The organism is Bacillus sp. KNSH39 (assembly GCF_052656585.1).
Genome location: NZ_JBQXYO010000001.1, coordinates 1701266 through 1719741, shown reverse-complemented (window position 1 = coordinate 1719741; position 18476 = coordinate 1701266). Strand labels below are relative to the sequence as shown.

Below are 18476 nucleotides of genomic sequence, written 5' to 3'. Positions count from 1 at the left end.
GAATTAAGGTTAACAAAAATTACTAGTATTATATAATTGAAAATACATTAGCAAAAGGTGTGGACTCCGTAACCCCATTCGTTAAAGGTGTAGAAATACTGCCAGATGGAAGTGTCGCTAGAACTGGAACGAACTATAGCGGGAAATTCCAAGAAGCCCATGATGCCTCAAAGGCGAGTATTCAGAGTAGGACCTCGAATTTGGAGAGTGGTGGGGTTAAGGGCACGGATAATATTGGTAAGGGAGCCAGTGGGGCTAATGAATTCGATGATATTTTAATTGATTCATACAAAAATCTGAGGAAAAATAAAGAAATTTCAGGTCAAGCACATCATTTGAATCAAGATGCTGCTTTTAGAGACTATATTCCAACAAATGACGGACTTTCTGTAAAATTGGAAGGAAATATATTTAAAGATATAGATAGCTCCCATTACAATGCTCATAAAAGTTTAGAAAATTTTCGGAATATTTACAGGGAAAATGGAGATCTAGCAGGGCTTAAGCCTAATTTAACAGACTATAACAATGCATTGAGAGATTCTTTAATTAATGCAGGGTTATCAGAAGCACAAGTAAACAAAGCAGTTTCAGAAGCGATCAAGCAACAAATAAATGCTGATCTTTTGGCTGATGATTTCGTACCTAGAATACCGGGTAGAATTAATTTACCAAAACCAAAACCTTGATGGAGGAAGTAAAGTGAGATTAGAAAATGAAGTCGTGAAGTCTTTATGTAGAATTGATTTTTTATCACACACTAGAAAATTAGAAATTGATTTTGAGATAGTACCAACTTTAAAATTGGCTAGTAAAAGTATTAATCAATTAAAGTGGGAGAACCTTTGTTTAGATAAAATAGGAGATGTTACTTCACATTTATCAAAGAATTATAAAGAAATGTATAATAAAAATTGGAATAATTTAGCGATGGATATAAAGAAGGAAATTATTCCTATTGTTGATGAAAAATTGTCTGTTCTGATTAGTGAAGGACAACTTTTAGAAAACATGAAAAGTCAAATTTTATTTGATATAATGAATATCGCACTATATAAAAGTTATTCTTTAGTATGCGAGTCTGAATTTTATAATTGTTTATACGAAATATATATAAATGGTTATATTCCATGTGGGTGGACTGGAGAATATCCTAAAGGAAATATAAAAGTTATATGATAAGGAGTGAAGTTTTTTGGAAGAAAATAAAGATTTCCTTAATGAATGTATGAATATTATAAATACTACCATATATAAGGTTTTTAAAATAGACATCAATGATGAACAAGAAAAGCAAATCTTAGGTGCATACCTTTTTGGAATGTTTAATGGATTAGGACACGAAAAAAATATTAAACCTGTTGACATACAAGGTGCTATGATTCAGATTTTAAACGAAAAACTAAATTATTCTTTAGAGTCTGCTGTTCAATTTAGCCAGTTTCTTATTAATTCCACAGATAAAAATTTCCATCCTACTATGTTTGCTATTATTCATAGAGGATTGGAAGGATATTTCATGTATAAAGATGGTAGAAATGAAGAATTATCACAAGATTTTCATGATATTATTGAAGTTGTTAAAACAGCAACTTAAATTAGAATTAAGATAGTATGTGCTATTTCACTAGATTCTATGAGCGAAGGAGAAAGGTTTTTAAAGAATAAAGTGAAATGGCTAAAGCAAGTGATGGGCATATTAAACTAGAAAGCGGTCGAGATAATTCAAAGCCAATTATTATAGTGAAAGTTTCTTGAGAACTTATTCGGAAACAGGGTACGATGCACATGAAAATAAAAATGACATTTATAGTGGTTACTGGAGTTTTGAAAGTGGAGCAATCGTAAAAATTTTAAAATTAGATGATTCAACTTTGAAAGATACTTCGTACTACCCTTATGATATGGTGCATTACCAAGAAAAATAAATGTAAGAATCCACAGTGATAAACTTTTACACTGTGGATTTTTTTGTCCATTTAATTGTTTTATTAAGGATGAAAAAAGTTCATTTTGTTAATCCAATAGGTAAACATGGTGATATAGGTTCTACTACAGCACATAATGAGTTGTTAAAAATTATTGATAGTTCCCTAGATTATAGTACATTTAAAAGAAGATTAAAAAACTGGGCACATTATAGATTGAAAGGTGGAATAAATTCATTACCTGAAGGCTTAAGATAATTGATGTTACTATAATTTGTACAAAGGGTTTGTTTGACTCTGTTCCAGATGATAAAAGAGGAATATTTAAGAAATTGACGGATATGTATCCAAATTTAAAAATTAAAGTATCAACTGAAATAGATCCAAGCTTACAATAACCAAGAGATACATTATCTTTTGAGGTAATAAATGGATTGATAGAAAATGTGGTTAAAATAAGAAAATAAGTGGGGAATGATGGTCATGGATTTTATTAATAAGCTCAATATAGAGGCCAAAGTTGCATTAGGATTGATAATAGCAGAAAATATGTTTAATATGATAAATATGGATGAAGATGGATATGAAACTGGTAGAGAAGCGCTAAATTCCTGCTGGAAGTGGCTTGAAGGTGAAAAAATCGATGCTGATGATTTGTGTAACTATATAGACAGCGAAGATTATATAGATGTAGCTGAATTTACGAATGAAGAGAAAGATGTATAAAAACAGTATGCGTGGTATTCAGTATTAGATGCTGTGTCTTATACAATTTATCAAGCGTATAAAAAGGAAAAAAGAAAATTCGTTCCTCAAGTGGTTGAAATAATTGATGATGAAATATTAAGAATATTAGGTTAAACCGCAATAGAATCTGGTTATTTTAAGATTGAAAGTTTAAATAATATAAAAAATACCTATTAGAAAATTACTCATTAAGCGGCAGTGTCGAAACCGATAATTATATAAAAAGGGATAGCTTGCCATTAATTTAAAAGCGTAAAAAGTAATCTTATCCATGTCAAGTAGATAAGATTAAAAAAACTAAGCAGCTACGATAGTTTGGAAGAGTCAATAAAAAAGAATTTAAAGATAACTATGAAAGTAGGATGTATGGTAATGAAACTGTTAGTGCATATGGTAATAACATGATTAGAAATTACACCAACTTGAGAACTATTATAGATAATAAAATAATTGTTACTTTATAATGCACCAAATGGTTTGATTTAGTAAGCGGTAATTGGTAACCCAGTTATCGCTTTTTGTTTTAACTAAGGATACAGGTTTTGATAACCAGATTAGAACATATCATGGTGTACATCTTCAAAATGTGGATATAGTGTATATTGTAGATCAACGTGCAGTCATTGAGATACCTTTTGGTGGGAAAGGCGAGAAGTACACTAATGCTGAAGAGTGGGATTCTTTTAATGGTCGTTCTGTTAATGATAAGGTGTTTATGGAATATTTCTCTCAATATAATGTTAAAGGTGTTAGGGAAGAGAAATTAATTCATTATCATATTGGTGGAGGTGGACAAGTATTTTCATTATCTCAAAAACTAACAACCAAGCTTCGGTAGAATTCATAATATGGAAAAAGAAGCAGGAATATGTGGAAAGATAAAATTTATTCAGAGTTACTACAGAAACTTATTAAGGAGTGATTTCTAATATGAAAGAGGTTATGAAAGACTATTTTGAAAAATTTATAGATAAATGGATGGAGTACAACAATTCCTTACCACAAATAGCATGGAATGAAGATGTAGATGAATTTATATATTCGGGTGAAGAAGATGAATATGGATATATTTCTTGGAAACCAATAGAGAAGGGAGTGGAATTTTTCTTTGATGAAATTGAAAGTCAATATAACGTTCAGTTACATGATTCGGTGAAGCAGTATTTCAATTCATATTGGTTTTTAGAATTAACGGGATGGGTTTCTTCTTATAATATTAATTTGCACCCCGTTATTCCAGGGATTGAACCAGATTATTTTATTTCACTTGTCAAAGACTATGCAGAATCTAAAGAGGATATTTTTAAATTTATCCCAATTGGTTTTGAATCAAATGGCATGTTAATAGTACTAGACAACAATACAGGTGAAATTTTAGTTGAAGATTTTGAATTAAATGAGTATAAACGAATAACTAATAGTTTAGAAAGTCTCATTTCACAATTGAAATTTAAGAATGAACAATAGAAATCTATAGTCGAACTTTAAGTACGACAAAATGTTCAACCTATTTTTGTTTGTTGTAGGAACTGGATTGATTTAGATACAAGTACTGAAATTGTTATGAACTGTATTAATAATGAGAGTCATTTACCTATTCCTGTTAGATTAGCAGATTTAGAAACACATAAAATGAGGAAGAAGTTAATAGGAGAATAAAACAATGTATTCTATATTTATTAAGCAATAACTACAAGTAGAATGCATTTATATAAACTTGTAAGTTTTACTTAGGATTTGTCACAACATGTAAGGCTGTCGAACTGTTACTAAAAAACTTACAAATTTAATACTACTTAAAAACATATAAATTTAAAGCACTTGATTGTCTACGAAAGGCAACAAGTGCTTTTTTAATAGATAAGCATGCTATAAATTTATAAAAATTATTTTTGTGAATTAAGGCTAACCCAAATTACTGGTATTATATAATTGGAAATACATTAGCAAAAGGTGCGGACTTCGTATCCCCATTCGTTAAAGGTGTAGAAATACTGCCAGATGGAAGTGTCGCTAGAACTGGAACGAACTATAGCGGGAAATTCCAAGAAGCCCATGATGCCTAAAAAGCGAGTATTCAGAGTAGGATCTCGAATTTGGAGAGTGATGGGGTTAAGGGTACGGGGAAAGTTGGTTATGGCAGTAACATTTCAGACAATATCTCAAAAGAAATTAAAGAGTTAGATAAAGAAATAAATAGATTGAAAATAGAGGGAAATGACAAAGAAGTCAAAAGATTAACGCGAGAAAAAAATAAATTGGCCAACAAGTTGGATACAAAAGATGTTATTAGTGATCATTATGACTTGAAGGTTGCAAAGGAGTATGAAAGAAAAATCGATAATTCTAAATATTTTTCTCAGGATAAAGGTGATTTAGGTAAAGATGTTTCCGATCTGTTCCAAGTGGGGAGAAATGGTATAGATGCAGCATTCCTATCGAAAGGGCCGCCGCCAAAGTTAACTATTATTGAATCAAAGGCATCAGATTCCGCTAGTTTTAGTTACTCGGATAAACAGAAAAAGGGTGGAGATACTTATTTTCAAGACATGGTTAACAGCGATGATCCTAGGTATGCTAATTTTAGAGATAACTTAGAGAATCTGATGGAGGAGCGTCCGGATCTACAATTCGATTTTATTAGAGTTGAAACAGATATAAAGATCACTGATATTGGATTCGGCGTTGATGAGTTACAGGTAAAGGAATGGAAGGAAATAGATTAATTCATAGGGAGGATACAATGATAAACCAAAAAAAGTTAGAAATGGCTTTTAAAAAATATAGCAAAAATTTTGTGGATGGAATCAAATTTGAAGATGTGAAAGATAAATATAATGTCAGTAGAAGAAAGATTGAGAAAATCGTTGAGCAAAATGAAACAGAGAAAGATCACATACTATTAATAAATCTAAGCAAAATTTCCTCATATCACTTGTCATTATGGAAAAACGATGTATTGATCAGCGGTGGAAACAATGCAGAAGGATTAAAGAACATGCAGAAGGTTTTATTTTACCAGTGCATGGGACAGGATCTCTATACAAGCAGGTATCCAGGAATGATCTTGGGATATACGTTTAGAGAAGTCGTCCTCACATTAGTTCATTTTGCAATGTATGGATGGGAGAAAGAAGAAAATATATTATATGATTTTATGGTTCATCACTTCGGTGGACATTTAATAGATGCTAATGAAGAGAATAGACATATTTGGTTTTTGCTAGAGCTATACTTGCAGTATAGAAATAAAACCATCATGGGGACAAATGAAAAATTGCATCTAGTCGTGAAAAATAAGTTTAAAGAAACTGAACTGCGATGCGATTTAATCCCTGAAGACCTAAATATATATGATGAAGTGTTAGGACGTTGGTCGACTCGTGACTTAGAAGAAATAGAATATCTAATTTCGATAATGTCTCAGTATCATTTTGCGTTAGCTTCTGAAATCGGACAGCTAGGTGAATTTGGTGATTTCAGATACGGATTTTATCCTTTTGAAATATTATTTTTAATCCATGTAAGGAAACAACTAGGGTTGCCAGTACCTACTCAAATCGATAATTTTTTGATGAATACTCCAGAAGCTAGAATGGTATTTGGGGAACATGAGTCATATCCTGAATGGGATCCCGTACTTCAGATGATCGATCAATTTTATCGTGAAAACTATCCGGAATATATTCCTAACAAGCATGGAGAATTATTTCAATAAAAGGGAGGAAGCTAAGATGCCTGATCAAGGGATAGCGCAGATTATATTTCCTGATAGCAAGGATTTGGAAACATTTTTGAAGGAACAAGGAAGTTATGACTTACATGAAGACCTATTAAAATATGGATTGACAACGAAACAGTTTTTATACGTTGACTATAAAGGTGAGCAATACCAAGAAATTGTCAATTTTATTCTTGATTACGAATTTGCCCACCAAATTGAATTAGCAACACAAGAAGAACTTGAGAGATTAGAAGCATTTAATTATGAATTTTTACCCGATAAGATCAAGATGGCTAACAAAATACTGTCACCAAAGGGATTTGGTCTGTTTTTATATCCAAATTCGGGCGACTTTTATGCATTATTCATTGGGAAAATAGAGAATATAACAAAAATCCTGCAAGAAGAGGTGTTGCTTGATGATAGAATTCCTTTTCAAGAAAGGTGTATCAAATATTATAGATAGGCCTAAGGTTGTATGCCTTCACCCTTGAATCCGATCAAGATTTTCTTATAAGTTAATATCAAGATTGCATAACCACCTAGAATGTGCTATTTTTGGCCACGTACAATTTTAATAACACCATGTGTTACTACAAATGCATTTAAACTTTTCACCTCCTGAATTCGAAATAATAAAAATGTTTTGGATTTGGGAGGGGTGATAATAGAGATAGAAAATAAATTGAGAAATGTGCCTATTTTGTTGGTTACTTGCACGTTGACAAAGGTACATGCTTAGTAAAGGAATTCAATGGCAACGTTAGGAGAACGTAGTGGCTATTGAATTTTTTATTTTTACAACTGTATTAGAAAGAAAAGCGTGAGAATTAGGCGAGATGATATTTTATTGAAAAGACATGGAAAGGACACAATAATAATGAACTCGTAAGTATTAATGTATTACTTGTTACCATATAAAAGGTGTCATACTGTTACTACAAAACGTACAAATTTATGCTGCTTAAAAACAGATGAATTTAAACCACTTGATTGTCTGCGAAAGGCAACAAGTGCTTTTTTAATAGGTAAGCATGCTATAAATTTTTAGAAATTATTTTTTATGAATTCAGGCTAATGAAAATTACTATTATTATATAATTGAAAATACATTAGCAAAAGGTGCGGACTCCGTATCCCCATTCGTTAAAGGTGTAGAAATACTGCCAAATGGAAGTGTCGTTAGAACTGGAACGAACTATAGCGGGAAATTCCAAGAAGCCCATGATGCCTCAAAGGCGAGTATTCAGAGTAGGATCTCGAATTTGGAGAGTGGTGGGGTTAAGGGTACGAGTAATTCTAAGTACACAACTAAAATAAAATGGGGAATCAATGATATAGAAGCAAGGCCATATGGGAAGGGATATTGGGGAAAAAGAATACCTCAAAAAAAATCCAAGAGTTGATGAATTTGAGTTAAAGATAAACCCAAGTGATGGAAGTTTCTATTTACCACATCCTAAGGGTGGATTTGTACAATTTGAAAATTTAGTTGGAGATGTAGTTCAAGATGGTAAATTAATAATTAAACAGAAATCATTTTATCATGTAGAAGAAATGCCTAAGTTTGCACAAGATAAGGTGATTCAAGAAGCATTAAGACAGATTGATGCTGCTAAAGTAGCGGAATATAAAGTTGAATGGTTAGTATCTGAAGAAAAAGCTGTAGAACAACTAAAAAGGTTATTTAAGAAAATGGATATTGATATAGAAGTGAAGTATTATCCAGAATAGAAAGGGGTAGCACTATGAAAATAATAAGTGAATTAGAATTGAAGAAAATGATTGAACTAGAAAAAGATAACTTAGTCGTTAGAAAGGATATTAGTGATGAAAAATTAAAGAGATTTTTAAGTTATTATGAGTTCTTTACTAATAATGTAATAGATTTAGTGGGAAAAGAAGATAAAAATACCATATTGTACAGTAAATATTATTGGTATACAAAATATAAGAAAAGATATTTTGAAGTTTATGGATATGATGCTGGTATTGAACAAGAAGGGTTTAAGTTGTTAGAAGAACTTGAAAATGAGTTGGAAGATGGTATTGATTGGGTAATAATACAGGACATTGAAGAGAGAGGAAAATAAAACTAACTGTTTTTATTTATGAGAACGACTAAGCTTGTGATGTTAAAATTAAATGTGCATAAGCACATATACAGAAACGAATACTGAAGTATATTTGCATTTGACTTAAAAATAATAAGGTATTTGAAAATACGTACTTCATGAAGGTAATACCATCATGGAGTACTATGTGCAATGATAGAATAGAAAAAAAGTACGAGCCTAGGCGAGATGACATTTTACTGGGAGATGAATATAAACACATGGAATGTTTATGAAACTAACGAACTCGTACAAACTCGTAAGTTTTAATGTAGTATTTGTTATGAAGTATAAAAAGTGTCATATTGTTACTATAAAACTTACAAATTTATGCTACTTAAAAACATATGAACTTAAAGTACTTGATTGTAAAATAAAGGAAACAAGTGCTTTTTTGCGTTTTAACGTAGAAATAATGTGGTACAATTGCTTAAGGAAAATAAGGCTTTAAAAAATACACTAGATGCTATGAAAAATACTCCTATTCCAGTAGAAGTTAGGACGGTGGATACTGGAATAGGAATGAAGCTTCCTTATATAGAATCTTCAACTGTTGGAGAAGTAGCCGGAAAGTTTTCAAAGGCAAGTACGGCAGCTAAGGATGATGCTTATCAACTTGCTAAGGGTAGTGGTGGTTCAGGAGTTAGTAAGGAAGGTAGTGTGGCTAAGGTACGGGTAAAACTGGGGGACCTGTTGAAGTCAAAGCACCACCAGGAGCGACAGATGAACAGATAGCACAAGTTAAGGCTTATGTTGGTGATAAAGCTTTAGAAGCGGGTGCTTTATCACCAACAGGAAGAGTATCAACTAAAGGTAAATTAAGACAAGAAGCTTCACGTGCGGCAAGACTAGAAGGCAAGCGTGCTACCGATAATGGAGAAGCATACAAGGGACATGTTGGTCATGTTCCCGATACAACTTGGATGGGGAAACCGGATCCTCATAGTTGGTTAGACCTTGACCCAGAAGTTAATATGAGCATAGGTGGACAGGCTAATAAATATCCAATTGGTTATAAACCTACAAAATTTAAGTTTGTAGAGGAGGAGTAGACGGTGAATAATTGGAAAGATAAGATAGCTACAATGATTTTAGTGAAGCAGGAGCTAATGAAACAAGATGTAGAAAAAATATGGCCACACCATTTTCCAGAGGTGGGAGCAAATGAAAAATCTATTTGCACTATTGAACAAGAATTGGGATATAAACTTGATTCAATGTATCGAGAATTTTTTCAATATGCCAATGGTTGGGCAGGTTTTTATCAAACGGTGGATTTATTTGGTACGGAGCAATTAAAGGAATCTTCTATAATGGATTATGCTCAGATGCTATTAAAAGCTATAGATGATGTTGTTTTAGAGGGTAGTGGTGTTTTAAGACATGAGCTACTACCAATTGCAGTTTCGAAATTTGATAGGGATTTATTTGTTTTATGTCTACCTTCTTCTTCTAGACCAGGAGAGATTATTTGGTTTGCGGGCGAAGAAATAGATAGATTTGAGAACTTTGACGAGTACTTTTTAGCAATGATTGACTATAATAGAGAAGAAATATTAGCTTTAAAGGGGTAGTTTATACAATTATGCTTGTTTTAAGTGTATTTTACTGTACAGCTATAAAAACATAAATACTGATAAATCTATAGCAAAATATATTTGAAGTGGACAGAAAACAAAATAGATATATTGTTACTACAAAACTTACAAATTTATGCTACTTAAAAACATATGAACTTAAAGCACTTGATTGTCAATTAAAGGCAACGAGTGCTTTTTTGCGTTTTAGCGTAGAAATAATGTGGTACAATCGCTTAAGGAAAATAAGAATTTAAAAAATGCACTAGATGCTATGAAAAATACTCCTATTCCAGTAGCAGTTAGGACGGTGGATACTGGAATAGGAGTGAAGATTCCTTATGTAGAATCTTCAACTGTTGGAGAAGTAGCTGGAAAGTTTTTAAAGGCAAGTACGGCAGCTAAAGATGACGCTTATCAACTTGCTAAGGGTACGGGTAATAGAGAGGCTGAAGTTCCACCAGCCTTCAAGCAAGAGGAATTTGCCAGTACATATGAATCGAGATTTAAGCAAACACTCGCAGAAACGAATTCAAATGTCGTTTTTGAAGGGGTTAGAGGTGAGTCTTTATGTACCCTAAAACCACCACCAGATCCTACGTTACAGAAAATCTTAAATGAAGCTGGTATTAATGGAATTGAGTATAAAAATGGAGTTCCTGATTTTTCACCAGTAGCAAAGGCACAGTTGGAAATCGATTATATGCTAGGTGGAAAAGGGGCTAAAGGAAATACTGCTAGAGATTATAATTTTAAGCAAGCAAATGAAAGGTTAGCAGCTCAGCTTAATAATTCACCAGAATTGGCAAACCAATTTGGAATGGAAGCTGGTGGAATTACGACAAAAGATATAGAAAAATACCGAGTGAAAAATAAATTAACATGGCATGAGTTAAATGATGGAGTTACTATACAACTTGTGCCAACAGAAATAAACGCCAAATTTGGACACCTTGGTGGAGTTGGTGAAATAAACGCAGGAGCTTTTGAACCTGGAGGATTTGCAAATAAATAATAAGGAGATTATAAAATGACAATAAATGATAAAGTTTTTGGAGAACTTGATTATCAGTATACATGGGTAGGATACAGAACCATAAAGTTTTTAGGAAAGGACACGGAGATAGCATTATTAATTGGAGGAGAAGATGATGGTAAATTTGATGAAGGTCAATATGTGGCATACAATTCATTAATGGATAATTGGGAGAAAATCCAACATAACATATTACAACCAATTTTAAATTATTATAAACAAAAAAGGCATGAGCTTGGTTATGATGTTGCATTTAATGAAGATTATCCATTAATTGAAACAGTTGATCAATTAATAGAACATATAACATTAGTAGGTATTTCTGTTCCGTATGATTTCCTTCGTGATGGACGTGATGTAGGGATCTCGTTTGATTGTTCATGGGATGAGGAAAATGGTTTAGGAATTCGTCTTATAAATGAAAGGGTAGATGAAGTAGGTTATCAAGATGTCGCTATTTAAAATGGGCTGTTAAAAAGTACAGATTAATGATGGTTGTATCATCATGGAGTGCAATGAAAGAACAGAAAACAAAGTACGAGCTTAGGTGAGATGAGGTTTTATTTGGCTACGAATATATACCACTTAAAATGAACCTGAAACTAATGAACTCGTACAAGCTCGTAAGTTTTAATGTACTTGTCACGATGCATATAAGGTGTCATACTTTTACTAAAATACTTATAAATTTATGCTGCTTAAAAACAGATGAATTTAAAGCACTTGATTGTCTACGAAAGGCAATAAGTGCTTTTTTAATAGGTAGGCATGCTATAAATCTATAAAAATTATTTTTGTGAATTAAGGCTAACCCAAATTACTGGTATTATATAATTGAAAATACATTAGCGAAAGGTGCGGACTCCGTATCCCCATTCGTTAAAAGTGTAGAAATACTGCCAGATGGAAGTGTCGTTAGAACTGGAACGAACTATAGCGGAAAATTCCAAGAAGCCCATGATGCCTCAAAGGCGAGTATTCAGAGTAGGGTCTCGAATTTGGAGAGTGGTGGGGTTAAGGGTACGGGTGAAGGGCCTGTAAAAGTAAACTATGGAGAACAATATGCTAGGGAAAAACGTAAAAAGATATTAAAGCCAAATGTTGAACAAGTAAAGAAGGATATACATATACAACAGATAGTCAAGGGTGTGTTGCAAGTTGCGAGGGTAGCCTTCAATTAGGTGATGGTAAGCGGAATAACTACGCTCAGAGAGTGGTAGGTGGGAATGATCGTTTGGATGATGATGACGGCGGACATTTAATTGCAACTATATTTAAAGGCTCTGGTAATATGGATAATTTAGTTCCAATGAATAGTAACTTAAACAGAGGAGAATGGAAAAAACTAGAGAATGAATGGGCTAATGCTCTTAATGATGGTGATAAAGTTAGGGTGAAAATAACGCCGAATTATAGCGGGAATTCAAAACGTCCAGACAGTTTTGTTATTAGATATAAAATTGGTGATGAAGATAGATGGAGATTGAAGAATTTTGATAATGTACCAGGAGGAAAACTAGATGAATGATGAAAAATTAAGCAAGTTATACAATGAAATAGCAGAGGTTGTAATTGATACAATTCCAGAGAAGTGGTTTAAGGTTTACCTGTATGGTGAGGTTGGGGAAGGTGCTCAAGAGTCATATTTTTATTACTATCCTGAAGAGAATAGTACTCCTATTTACAGTCATAGTATTGTTGAACTCTTTAATGTCCCAGAAGAAGAATATTTTAAGAAGTGGCATCGTTTGTTAGATTGTATTAAGAGAATGAAGAAAGAGTTTATTGATAATGATCAAGAAGCTTGGACAAATTTCACTATGATTTTTGATAATACAGGAAAGTTTAATATTGACTTTAATTATGATGACCTTTCAGATGAAAATTCCCACGAGAGAATGATTATTTGGGAATATGAACATCTTGGTCTTATGCCTAAAAGTAATTCAGGGAAAAAATACTTAGAAAAGCATCTTAAAAATCTTGAAGATACAAAAAATTGAGTGCAATACCATATATGATAAAAGTTTATAGTGGTTTAACGTAAACATGCATAAGCATATATGAGAAGTGGGTAGAAAAAGAAATGGCTACTTTGAAGAATAAACTCCATGATGGTTGTACCATCATGGAGTACTATGTACAATGATAGAAAAGAAAAAGAAGTACGAGCTTTGGCGAGATGACATTTTACTGGGTGCTGAATATAAACACATGGAATATATATTAAACTAACGAACTCGTACAAACTCGTAAGTTTTAACGTAGTAGTTGTTACCACATATAAAAGGTGTCATACTGTTACTACAAAACGTACAAATTGATGCTGCTTAAAAACAGATGAAACTTAAAGCACTTAATTGTCTATTTGAGGCAACAAGTGCTTTTTTATACATTTAATTATTTTTATGAATTAAGTCTAACATATATTGGTAGTATTATATAATTAAAAATAAACTAGCGAAATATTGTGATAATAACTCTTCATTAAAGGGGGAGAAGTATGAATTAATGAAAGTGTAAAAAGAAGTTCTTGTGGCCTGTCAGGAGGGTATTCAGTATGCAGAGTAGAACCTCGAACTTGGAAAGGTGTGTTGTTAAGGGAACAGGTAATATTGTAAAAAAAGTAGCTTCAAAAAACTGTTACCAAGAGAAGGTGACATAGGAACGTATAAAAATCTAAATAAAGCAGAATCGGTTAGCTCAAATAAATGCTGGTTAAAGAAAAAGAACTTGAAAGAAAGATACAAAAACAGATTAACGACTTTAATAAACAATGAAAAATGGGAGATGGATAGTAGATGGATCAAAAACTTACTTATTTAAAAAGGTACAATAAAAATGTTCGAATATTAACAATCGATGAAAATTACTTGCCACCAAATAAATAATTATTGGGAGGATTTATATTGGAACTTAACGATCAAGTGTATGACCGAATTGTGAGATTATGTAACGAAGGAGATGCTTTTGTTGAAAAAGGAAAAGATGATAAAGCAATAGAGAGCTATATCGCTGCTCTGGATTTGGTTCCGTTACCGAAGACCGATTGGGAAACAAGTACATGGATTTATACAGCATTAGGAGATACTTATTTTTTAAATCGTGAGTATGAGAAAGCGAAAAGTAATTTATATAATGCACGAAACTGTCCGGATGGTATTTCAAATCCATTTATTTTACTGAGACTTGGAGAGAGTTTATTCGAGTGCGGGGAGCTTGATAAAGCTAGAGAGTATTTGCTAAGAGCATATATTTTAGAAGGCTATAAACTCTTTTTTAATGAGGATGATAAGTATTTTGAATTGATTAAGGATATAATTTGAGGAGGGTAAATATGGCTATTTTACAATCACATATGAAAGAAGAATTCGAAAGTCTTTTAGAAAAAAGCAATGAAGAATTCAATAATGGTAACTATAATGACTCTATTGTGTTATTAGAAGAGGCATGGGATATAATTCCTGACCCTAAAGGTATTTATTGTGAAGAGAGTTACCATTTAGTTAAGGATATTATTTCCACTTGTTTTATGGTAAATGATTTAAAAAAAGCAAAGGAGTGGGCAGATAAAATATTTTTAACTGGATTTGCACGTATAGATTCCGGTGATAAGGAATTTATTGCAGGAAAAGTTTCTTTTGAATTAGGTGATTTAGAAACCGCAAAAGAATTTTTTAGTATTGCCAATAAAAAATCAGAGGGTAGATGTTTTGGGAATCCGAAGAATACTAAGTATCTGAAAGTTTTAAAAAGTTAAATGTTTAGCTGCGTAAAAAGAATTTAAGAAGCTGATTACATTATATCTGAAACAGTATGCCTGATTTATTACCATTAGAACATAGAAAAATTGGAAAGGAGGATTAATATGGAAAGTCCAGGAGCTGTTTCTCTTTGGTTTGGAAGTAGTACTAGCGAAATGGTGTTAAGAAAGTATGTAGAAATAAAATATGATAATGAGGGGAACAGAATCCCTTCACGTTTTATGACTGACTTTCAAATAGATTTCATTGAGTATAACCAAGACTTATTAGAATGTACATATAATGAACATGTTACATCTTCTTTGTCTGAATTACTACAGAATGCTTCGTATTCTGAATCAATTATAAGTGAACTTATAGAATTTTATGTTGGAAATTTAGAAGAACAATACAATACTGTCATTAGGTTATATGATTTTGAATATGAAGAACTTGTTGAAGAAGCAAAACTGGATGGTAGAAGCCTGAAGTATATGGGATCGGTAATTTATGAAGATTAGAAGTTTAATGTAATAATAGGGATGGAGTAAAAATGACAATCATACAATTTAATTCTTATCATCAAAAAGTAGAGGTAAAGAGAAATTTAGAACTTATGAACTTAGAGCATAAAAAAATTAGAGAGTATGTGAATTTTGATGTATGTTCTTTTGAGCAATTAGATGAATTTCAAGATGGATACAGCATTGACACCGATGGAAACTCCCTTATAACCGATGAGGAAGATACTTGGGATGCAAATTGGATTGTTATTGCATATGAAACTATGTGTGGAGATCCAATTATTATTGACTTAAGTGAAGAAGGATACCCTATATTTTCCCTCATGCACGGAATGGATAGTTGGAGTGGTGGCGATTTTCTTGCAGATTCCATGGAATCATTTATTAATTTTATGAAAGATATAGGTGATTTTCTAACTGAGAAACAAGTGTTAGAAGGTAAAAGAATGATACTAACTAAAGAATTGAATATATTGTTAAATGAGTTTTTGGAAAGAAATAAATTTACTGATTTTGAAATATGGCACTCTTTATTAAGTCCATTATTTGATATTGCAGAAGAATATGAGCAAACAATGGAGAGAAAAGTAAAAAAGATGAAGGAAGAAGGAAAGAAAATAACGGAAATTGCCCACATGCTTAATATAAAGCCTAAAGAAGTGTATGAGTATATTAAAAAATTTTAATAGAAACTCTTCACTTTTAAGAGAATAATCAAGCACGATGAATGGAGCAATACAGGCAGAAAATGCTTGGATTTTTTATAAAGCCCAAACAAAAATCTGTTGAAGAAGAATCCATTTTGATCAATCTTTTTTCAAGATGGATGTTTTTTATTTATCGTAAAACTTAGGATTGAGAGTTGTTTTTGATTAGAATTTATTTCTATTGATCATCTAAATATTCTTGAAGAAGTAGAAAGAGACCTTGAGATGCGTGCACTAAATCGTTTAGTAAATGGAAAAGTGGATAATTTTTATCCCGCATTAACGGGCAGTAAGACCCCCACCTCAAAATTCAGCGAAAACAAAGAAGTTAGGTAGGGAATCAACTGCACGTAAAAACCCGATTGGTGAGGGCTGATAATCAGTGGGTGATGAACAAAACCCCCACTGATTAAAGTTTCACTTTATGAAAAGGTATTTAAGGTGTATAAAATGGGAGGATGGCCTTGTGGATGGAAAGGTGAGTACATGAAAGGGAAAATGATTGTCTACTTACCAAATGAAAAATGAAGGCTTACATACCGACATACTTTATGAATTTCATGAAATCTATTGCGAAACGATTATAGAGAGATGACAGGCGATACGTTTAAATATCTTGATAGTTTAGGAGGGATTATTAAATGATTAATCTATTTAATATTCCAGATTTGATAGAAAAGTCAGCAGCGAGTGATATTGAAATTCAAGCAGTAGAAAATCGTATGAATGTTACATTACCTAATGTATATAAGGAATTATTGAGATGTACAAATGGCTTTTCAATCGGTAGTGGGTTACTTATTTATGGTACGGAGCATATTGCAGAAAGGAACGAGGTTTGGGAAGTAGATGAGTATGCGAGGGGATATGTCTCAATTGGTGATGACGGTGGGGGTAATGTATTTTTAATGGCTCAACATGCAGAGGAAAAAGAGGTGGTAGTAATTGATTCTGGGGACATGAATCCAAGCCATGCTACTGTAATTACCGCTGATTTTAAAAAATGGGTGAATAGTGGTTGTGTAAGTGAAATAGAACAGAAAGCGATACATAAGTCGTCTGATATATGTAATATAGTGTTAGTGAAAACTCCTAGTGAAGGTTTGAAAGATTTAATAAGAATAAAGAACATATTAGGGCTTGAGATTTCCGCAATTGATTTGCTAAAGGGTTCAAAAAATCTTCCTTATATATTAGTAGAGAGATTTCCATACGGTAAGGCGAAAAAACTTATTGAAAAATTAGCAATTGATAGTACTATACTGAGTATAGAAACGACTGGAAAAAACAGTTAATATTAGAGGGTAACTTTTATACGAATAGAGAAATCTATATGGATCCAAGGGAGTAAATAGGGAGAGTTAAAAATGATTATAAATGATGCAGTTTTTGGTGAGATGGCTATTGTTGAGTACTTATTTGATAATGGTGCAATATTAGATGTTAGAGATCCAAATAGAAATTCACTATTCTCAGCAATTTATGATAGGCATTTTAATATTGTAAAGAATGGTATTGATATTACTGTAAAGTATACAGGGGATACTATGAAAGATTATAAAAGATATGGGAGCTTATGAATTTGCTACTGAAAGAGGACAAGAAATTGCTGAATATTTAAAAATGTACACTTGAGGTCATATATTGAGGTAATAGAAAAGCGTGGAACCCCTACATATAATGAATGTTTCAGGTTTGTTCCTTTTCTTGGGTTAAGCGGATTATAAAGGTTGAAAACTTAGGATCATATTAATTTAATTATCCAATTCATTTAAAAGGAGAAATTTATATGGACTATCAATCTGAGGTTAAGAGATTATATAGTTGTAGATTTTTAAAAAATCAATCGGAATGTGAAGAGTTTGACAGTGTATTAGAAAACTTAGCAGATTGTGATGATGAGAAGCTTATTAAAGAGTTGTGTATAGTATTTGAGGATGAAACACAAGAGGAAGAAGTTATGTTTGGTCTAGTTCATTTTATTGAAGATTTTGAAATGGGAAAATATCTAACAGAGATGCCTAAAGCTTTACCAAAAATGGTTGAGAGTGCAAAAGAGTGGGCAATGCTACTAAACATAAGAATTTTAAATAATGATTTATATAGAAGTGAGTATGCTAAAGTACTTGTAGGAATGAATCATGATATACAACTAACGATAATTAATTTACTTAATGAAATTATTGCTGATAACCCTAAAAGATTTGAGGGGACTGCCAATGAGGTTCTTAGTCAATTACAAGGAGTTCATAAAAATAAATAAGAATTGTAGAACTACTGTATTATAGATAAAACTAAGAACACCCTAGCGAAGAGCTAGGGTGTTTGTGTTATATAGTTTCACCATATGCTTCCGAATTAGGAGCAGGAGTAATC

At 32.2% G+C, this 18476-nt stretch carries 22 protein-coding genes and 10 pseudogenes; all 32 read left to right on the top strand.

Translation table 11 applies throughout. The annotated features are described in order from the left end of the window. The first annotated feature begins 59 nt into the window (after positions 1–59). Positions 60–689: a type IV secretion protein Rhs gene (locus tag ACUL40_RS08640; RefSeq protein ID WP_079004658.1), complete on the top strand. Its 630-nt coding sequence runs from the start codon at positions 60–62 to the stop codon at positions 687–689. A 13-nt stretch (positions 690–702) separates the two neighbouring features. Continuing rightward, on the top strand, positions 703–1179 hold the full coding sequence (locus ACUL40_RS08635) for a hypothetical protein (protein ID WP_016134982.1): 477 nt from the start codon (positions 703–705) through the stop codon (positions 1177–1179). Between the two features lie 16 nt (positions 1180–1195). Then, complete coding sequence (gene imm48, locus ACUL40_RS08630) at positions 1196–1597, top strand: Imm48 family immunity protein (protein ID WP_079004659.1); 402 nt, start codon at positions 1196–1198, stop codon at positions 1595–1597. A gap of 130 nt (positions 1598–1727) precedes the next feature. Continuing rightward, positions 1728–1928 (top strand): annotated as a pseudogene (locus ACUL40_RS08625) (PoNe immunity protein domain-containing protein); the annotation flags it as partial. A 483-nt stretch (positions 1929–2411) separates the two neighbouring features. After that, positions 2412–2923: pseudogene (locus ACUL40_RS08620) on the top strand (Imm6 family immunity protein). Positions 2924–3171: 248 nt separating this feature from the next. Next, positions 3172–3513, top strand: a complete 342-nt coding sequence (locus ACUL40_RS08615) for a hypothetical protein (protein ID WP_071759437.1) — start codon at positions 3172–3174, stop codon at positions 3511–3513. 92 nt (positions 3514–3605) lie between these two features. Further along, positions 3606–4142, top strand: a complete 537-nt coding sequence (locus ACUL40_RS08610; protein ID WP_079004660.1) for a SecY-interacting protein Syd — start codon at positions 3606–3608, stop codon at positions 4140–4142. After that, positions 4142–4334 (top strand): annotated as a pseudogene (locus ACUL40_RS08605) (endonuclease V); the annotation flags it as partial. The gene ACUL40_RS08610 and the pseudogene ACUL40_RS08605, both read left to right, overlap by 1 nt. 239 nt (positions 4335–4573) lie before the next feature. Continuing rightward, positions 4574–4804: pseudogene (locus tag ACUL40_RS08600) on the top strand (hypothetical protein); the annotation flags it as partial. Positions 4805–4876: 72 nt separating this feature from the next. Continuing rightward, a complete protein-coding gene (locus ACUL40_RS08595) occupies positions 4877–5401 on the top strand; it encodes a hypothetical protein (protein WP_173426853.1) in 525 nt (174 codons plus the stop codon). Positions 5402–5418: 17 nt separating this feature from the next. After that, positions 5419–6393: a hypothetical protein gene (locus tag ACUL40_RS08590; RefSeq protein ID WP_016124898.1), complete on the top strand. Its 975-nt coding sequence runs from the start codon at positions 5419–5421 to the stop codon at positions 6391–6393. Positions 6394–6409: 16 nt separating this feature from the next. After that, positions 6410–6865 carry a hypothetical protein gene (locus ACUL40_RS08585; protein WP_001113308.1) on the top strand — a complete coding sequence of 152 codons (456 nt, stop codon included), beginning with the start codon at positions 6410–6412 and terminating at the stop codon, positions 6863–6865. Positions 6866–7466: 601 nt separating this feature from the next. Continuing rightward, positions 7467–7697 (top strand): annotated as a pseudogene (locus ACUL40_RS08580) (DNA/RNA non-specific endonuclease); the annotation flags it as partial. A gap of 55 nt (positions 7698–7752) precedes the next feature. Continuing rightward, positions 7753–8133, top strand: a complete 381-nt coding sequence (locus tag ACUL40_RS08575; protein WP_065382263.1) for a hypothetical protein — start codon at positions 7753–7755, stop codon at positions 8131–8133. 14 nt (positions 8134–8147) lie between these two features. Then, positions 8148–8492, top strand: a complete 345-nt coding sequence (locus tag ACUL40_RS08570; protein WP_078437909.1) for a hypothetical protein — start codon at positions 8148–8150, stop codon at positions 8490–8492. Between the two features lie 435 nt (positions 8493–8927). After that, positions 8928–9140 (top strand): annotated as a pseudogene (locus ACUL40_RS08565) (hypothetical protein); the annotation flags it as partial. A 428-nt stretch (positions 9141–9568) separates the two neighbouring features. After that, positions 9569–10087, top strand: coding sequence for an SMI1/KNR4 family protein (locus tag ACUL40_RS08560; protein ID WP_079004662.1), 519 nt, complete (start codon positions 9569–9571; stop codon positions 10085–10087). Positions 10088–10167: 80 nt separating this feature from the next. Continuing rightward, complete coding sequence (locus tag ACUL40_RS08555) at positions 10168–10347, top strand: hypothetical protein (RefSeq protein ID WP_370685259.1); 180 nt, start codon at positions 10168–10170, stop codon at positions 10345–10347. Then, the gene (locus tag ACUL40_RS08550; RefSeq protein ID WP_072769957.1) at positions 10314–11105 is read left to right on the top strand and encodes an HNH endonuclease; all 792 of its coding nucleotides are present in this window, start codon (positions 10314–10316) and stop codon (positions 11103–11105) included. Before ACUL40_RS08555 ends, ACUL40_RS08550 begins: the two co-directional genes overlap by 34 nt. A gap of 15 nt (positions 11106–11120) precedes the next feature. After that, positions 11121–11588, top strand: coding sequence for a DUF6985 domain-containing protein (locus ACUL40_RS08545; RefSeq protein WP_000154325.1), 468 nt, complete (start codon positions 11121–11123; stop codon positions 11586–11588). A gap of 134 nt (positions 11589–11722) precedes the next feature. Next, positions 11723–11911 (top strand): hypothetical protein, encoded by a 189-nt coding sequence (locus ACUL40_RS08540; protein WP_229175213.1) that lies wholly within the window; start codon positions 11723–11725, stop codon positions 11909–11911. A 45-nt stretch (positions 11912–11956) separates the two neighbouring features. After that, positions 11957–12654, top strand: a pseudogene (locus ACUL40_RS08535) (DNA/RNA non-specific endonuclease). Then, on the top strand, positions 12647–13129 hold the full coding sequence (locus tag ACUL40_RS08530) for an antitoxin YezG family protein (RefSeq protein WP_016124897.1): 483 nt from the start codon (positions 12647–12649) through the stop codon (positions 13127–13129). The pseudogene ACUL40_RS08535 and the gene ACUL40_RS08530 overlap by 8 nt, the downstream one beginning before the upstream one ends. A gap of 906 nt (positions 13130–14035) precedes the next feature. Next, complete coding sequence (locus tag ACUL40_RS08525; protein WP_079004663.1) at positions 14036–14452, top strand: tetratricopeptide repeat protein; 417 nt, start codon at positions 14036–14038, stop codon at positions 14450–14452. Between the two features lie 11 nt (positions 14453–14463). After that, the gene (locus tag ACUL40_RS08520) at positions 14464–14886 is read left to right on the top strand and encodes a hypothetical protein (protein ID WP_016124895.1); all 423 of its coding nucleotides are present in this window, start codon (positions 14464–14466) and stop codon (positions 14884–14886) included. A gap of 108 nt (positions 14887–14994) precedes the next feature. Further along, positions 14995–15390: an immunity 22 family protein gene (locus ACUL40_RS08515; protein WP_016124894.1), complete on the top strand. Its 396-nt coding sequence runs from the start codon at positions 14995–14997 to the stop codon at positions 15388–15390. A gap of 32 nt (positions 15391–15422) precedes the next feature. Beyond that, positions 15423–16079: an SMI1/KNR4 family protein gene (locus ACUL40_RS08510; RefSeq protein WP_016124893.1), complete on the top strand. Its 657-nt coding sequence runs from the start codon at positions 15423–15425 to the stop codon at positions 16077–16079. Between the two features lie 192 nt (positions 16080–16271). Then, positions 16272–16373: pseudogene (locus tag ACUL40_RS08505) on the top strand (cytoplasmic protein); the annotation flags it as partial. Between the two features lie 144 nt (positions 16374–16517). Beyond that, positions 16518–16628: pseudogene (locus ACUL40_RS08500) on the top strand (cytoplasmic protein); the annotation flags it as partial. A gap of 113 nt (positions 16629–16741) precedes the next feature. After that, complete coding sequence (locus ACUL40_RS08495) at positions 16742–17395, top strand: SMI1/KNR4 family protein (protein WP_000609054.1); 654 nt, start codon at positions 16742–16744, stop codon at positions 17393–17395. Between the two features lie 87 nt (positions 17396–17482). Continuing rightward, positions 17483–17735: pseudogene (locus ACUL40_RS08490) on the top strand (ankyrin repeat domain-containing protein); the annotation flags it as partial. A 154-nt stretch (positions 17736–17889) separates the two neighbouring features. After that, positions 17890–18363 (top strand): Imm30 family immunity protein, encoded by a 474-nt coding sequence (locus ACUL40_RS08485; RefSeq protein ID WP_065212267.1) that lies wholly within the window; start codon positions 17890–17892, stop codon positions 18361–18363. Positions 18364–18476: the final 113 nt, after the last annotated feature.

Coding starts and splice junctions, on each gene's coding strand:
- ACUL40_RS08610 (WP_079004660.1), top strand. CDS start 3,606: ATGAAAGAGGTTATGAAAGACTATTTTGAAAAATTTATAGATAAATGG.
- ACUL40_RS08590 (WP_016124898.1), top strand. CDS start 5,419: ATGATAAACCAAAAAAAGTTAGAAATGGCTTTTAAAAAATATAGCAAA.
- ACUL40_RS08585 (WP_001113308.1), top strand. CDS start 6,410: ATGCCTGATCAAGGGATAGCGCAGATTATATTTCCTGATAGCAAGGAT.
- ACUL40_RS08575 (WP_065382263.1), top strand. CDS start 7,753: ATGGGAAGGGATATTGGGGAAAAAGAATACCTCAAAAAAAATCCAAGA.
- ACUL40_RS08570 (WP_078437909.1), top strand. CDS start 8,148: ATGAAAATAATAAGTGAATTAGAATTGAAGAAAATGATTGAACTAGAA.
- ACUL40_RS08545 (WP_000154325.1), top strand. CDS start 11,121: ATGACAATAAATGATAAAGTTTTTGGAGAACTTGATTATCAGTATACA.
- ACUL40_RS08530 (WP_016124897.1), top strand. CDS start 12,647: ATGAATGATGAAAAATTAAGCAAGTTATACAATGAAATAGCAGAGGTT.
- ACUL40_RS08520 (WP_016124895.1), top strand. CDS start 14,464: ATGGCTATTTTACAATCACATATGAAAGAAGAATTCGAAAGTCTTTTA.
- ACUL40_RS08515 (WP_016124894.1), top strand. CDS start 14,995: ATGGAAAGTCCAGGAGCTGTTTCTCTTTGGTTTGGAAGTAGTACTAGC.
- ACUL40_RS08510 (WP_016124893.1), top strand. CDS start 15,423: ATGACAATCATACAATTTAATTCTTATCATCAAAAAGTAGAGGTAAAG.
- ACUL40_RS08495 (WP_000609054.1), top strand. CDS start 16,742: ATGATTAATCTATTTAATATTCCAGATTTGATAGAAAAGTCAGCAGCG.
- ACUL40_RS08485 (WP_065212267.1), top strand. CDS start 17,890: ATGGACTATCAATCTGAGGTTAAGAGATTATATAGTTGTAGATTTTTA.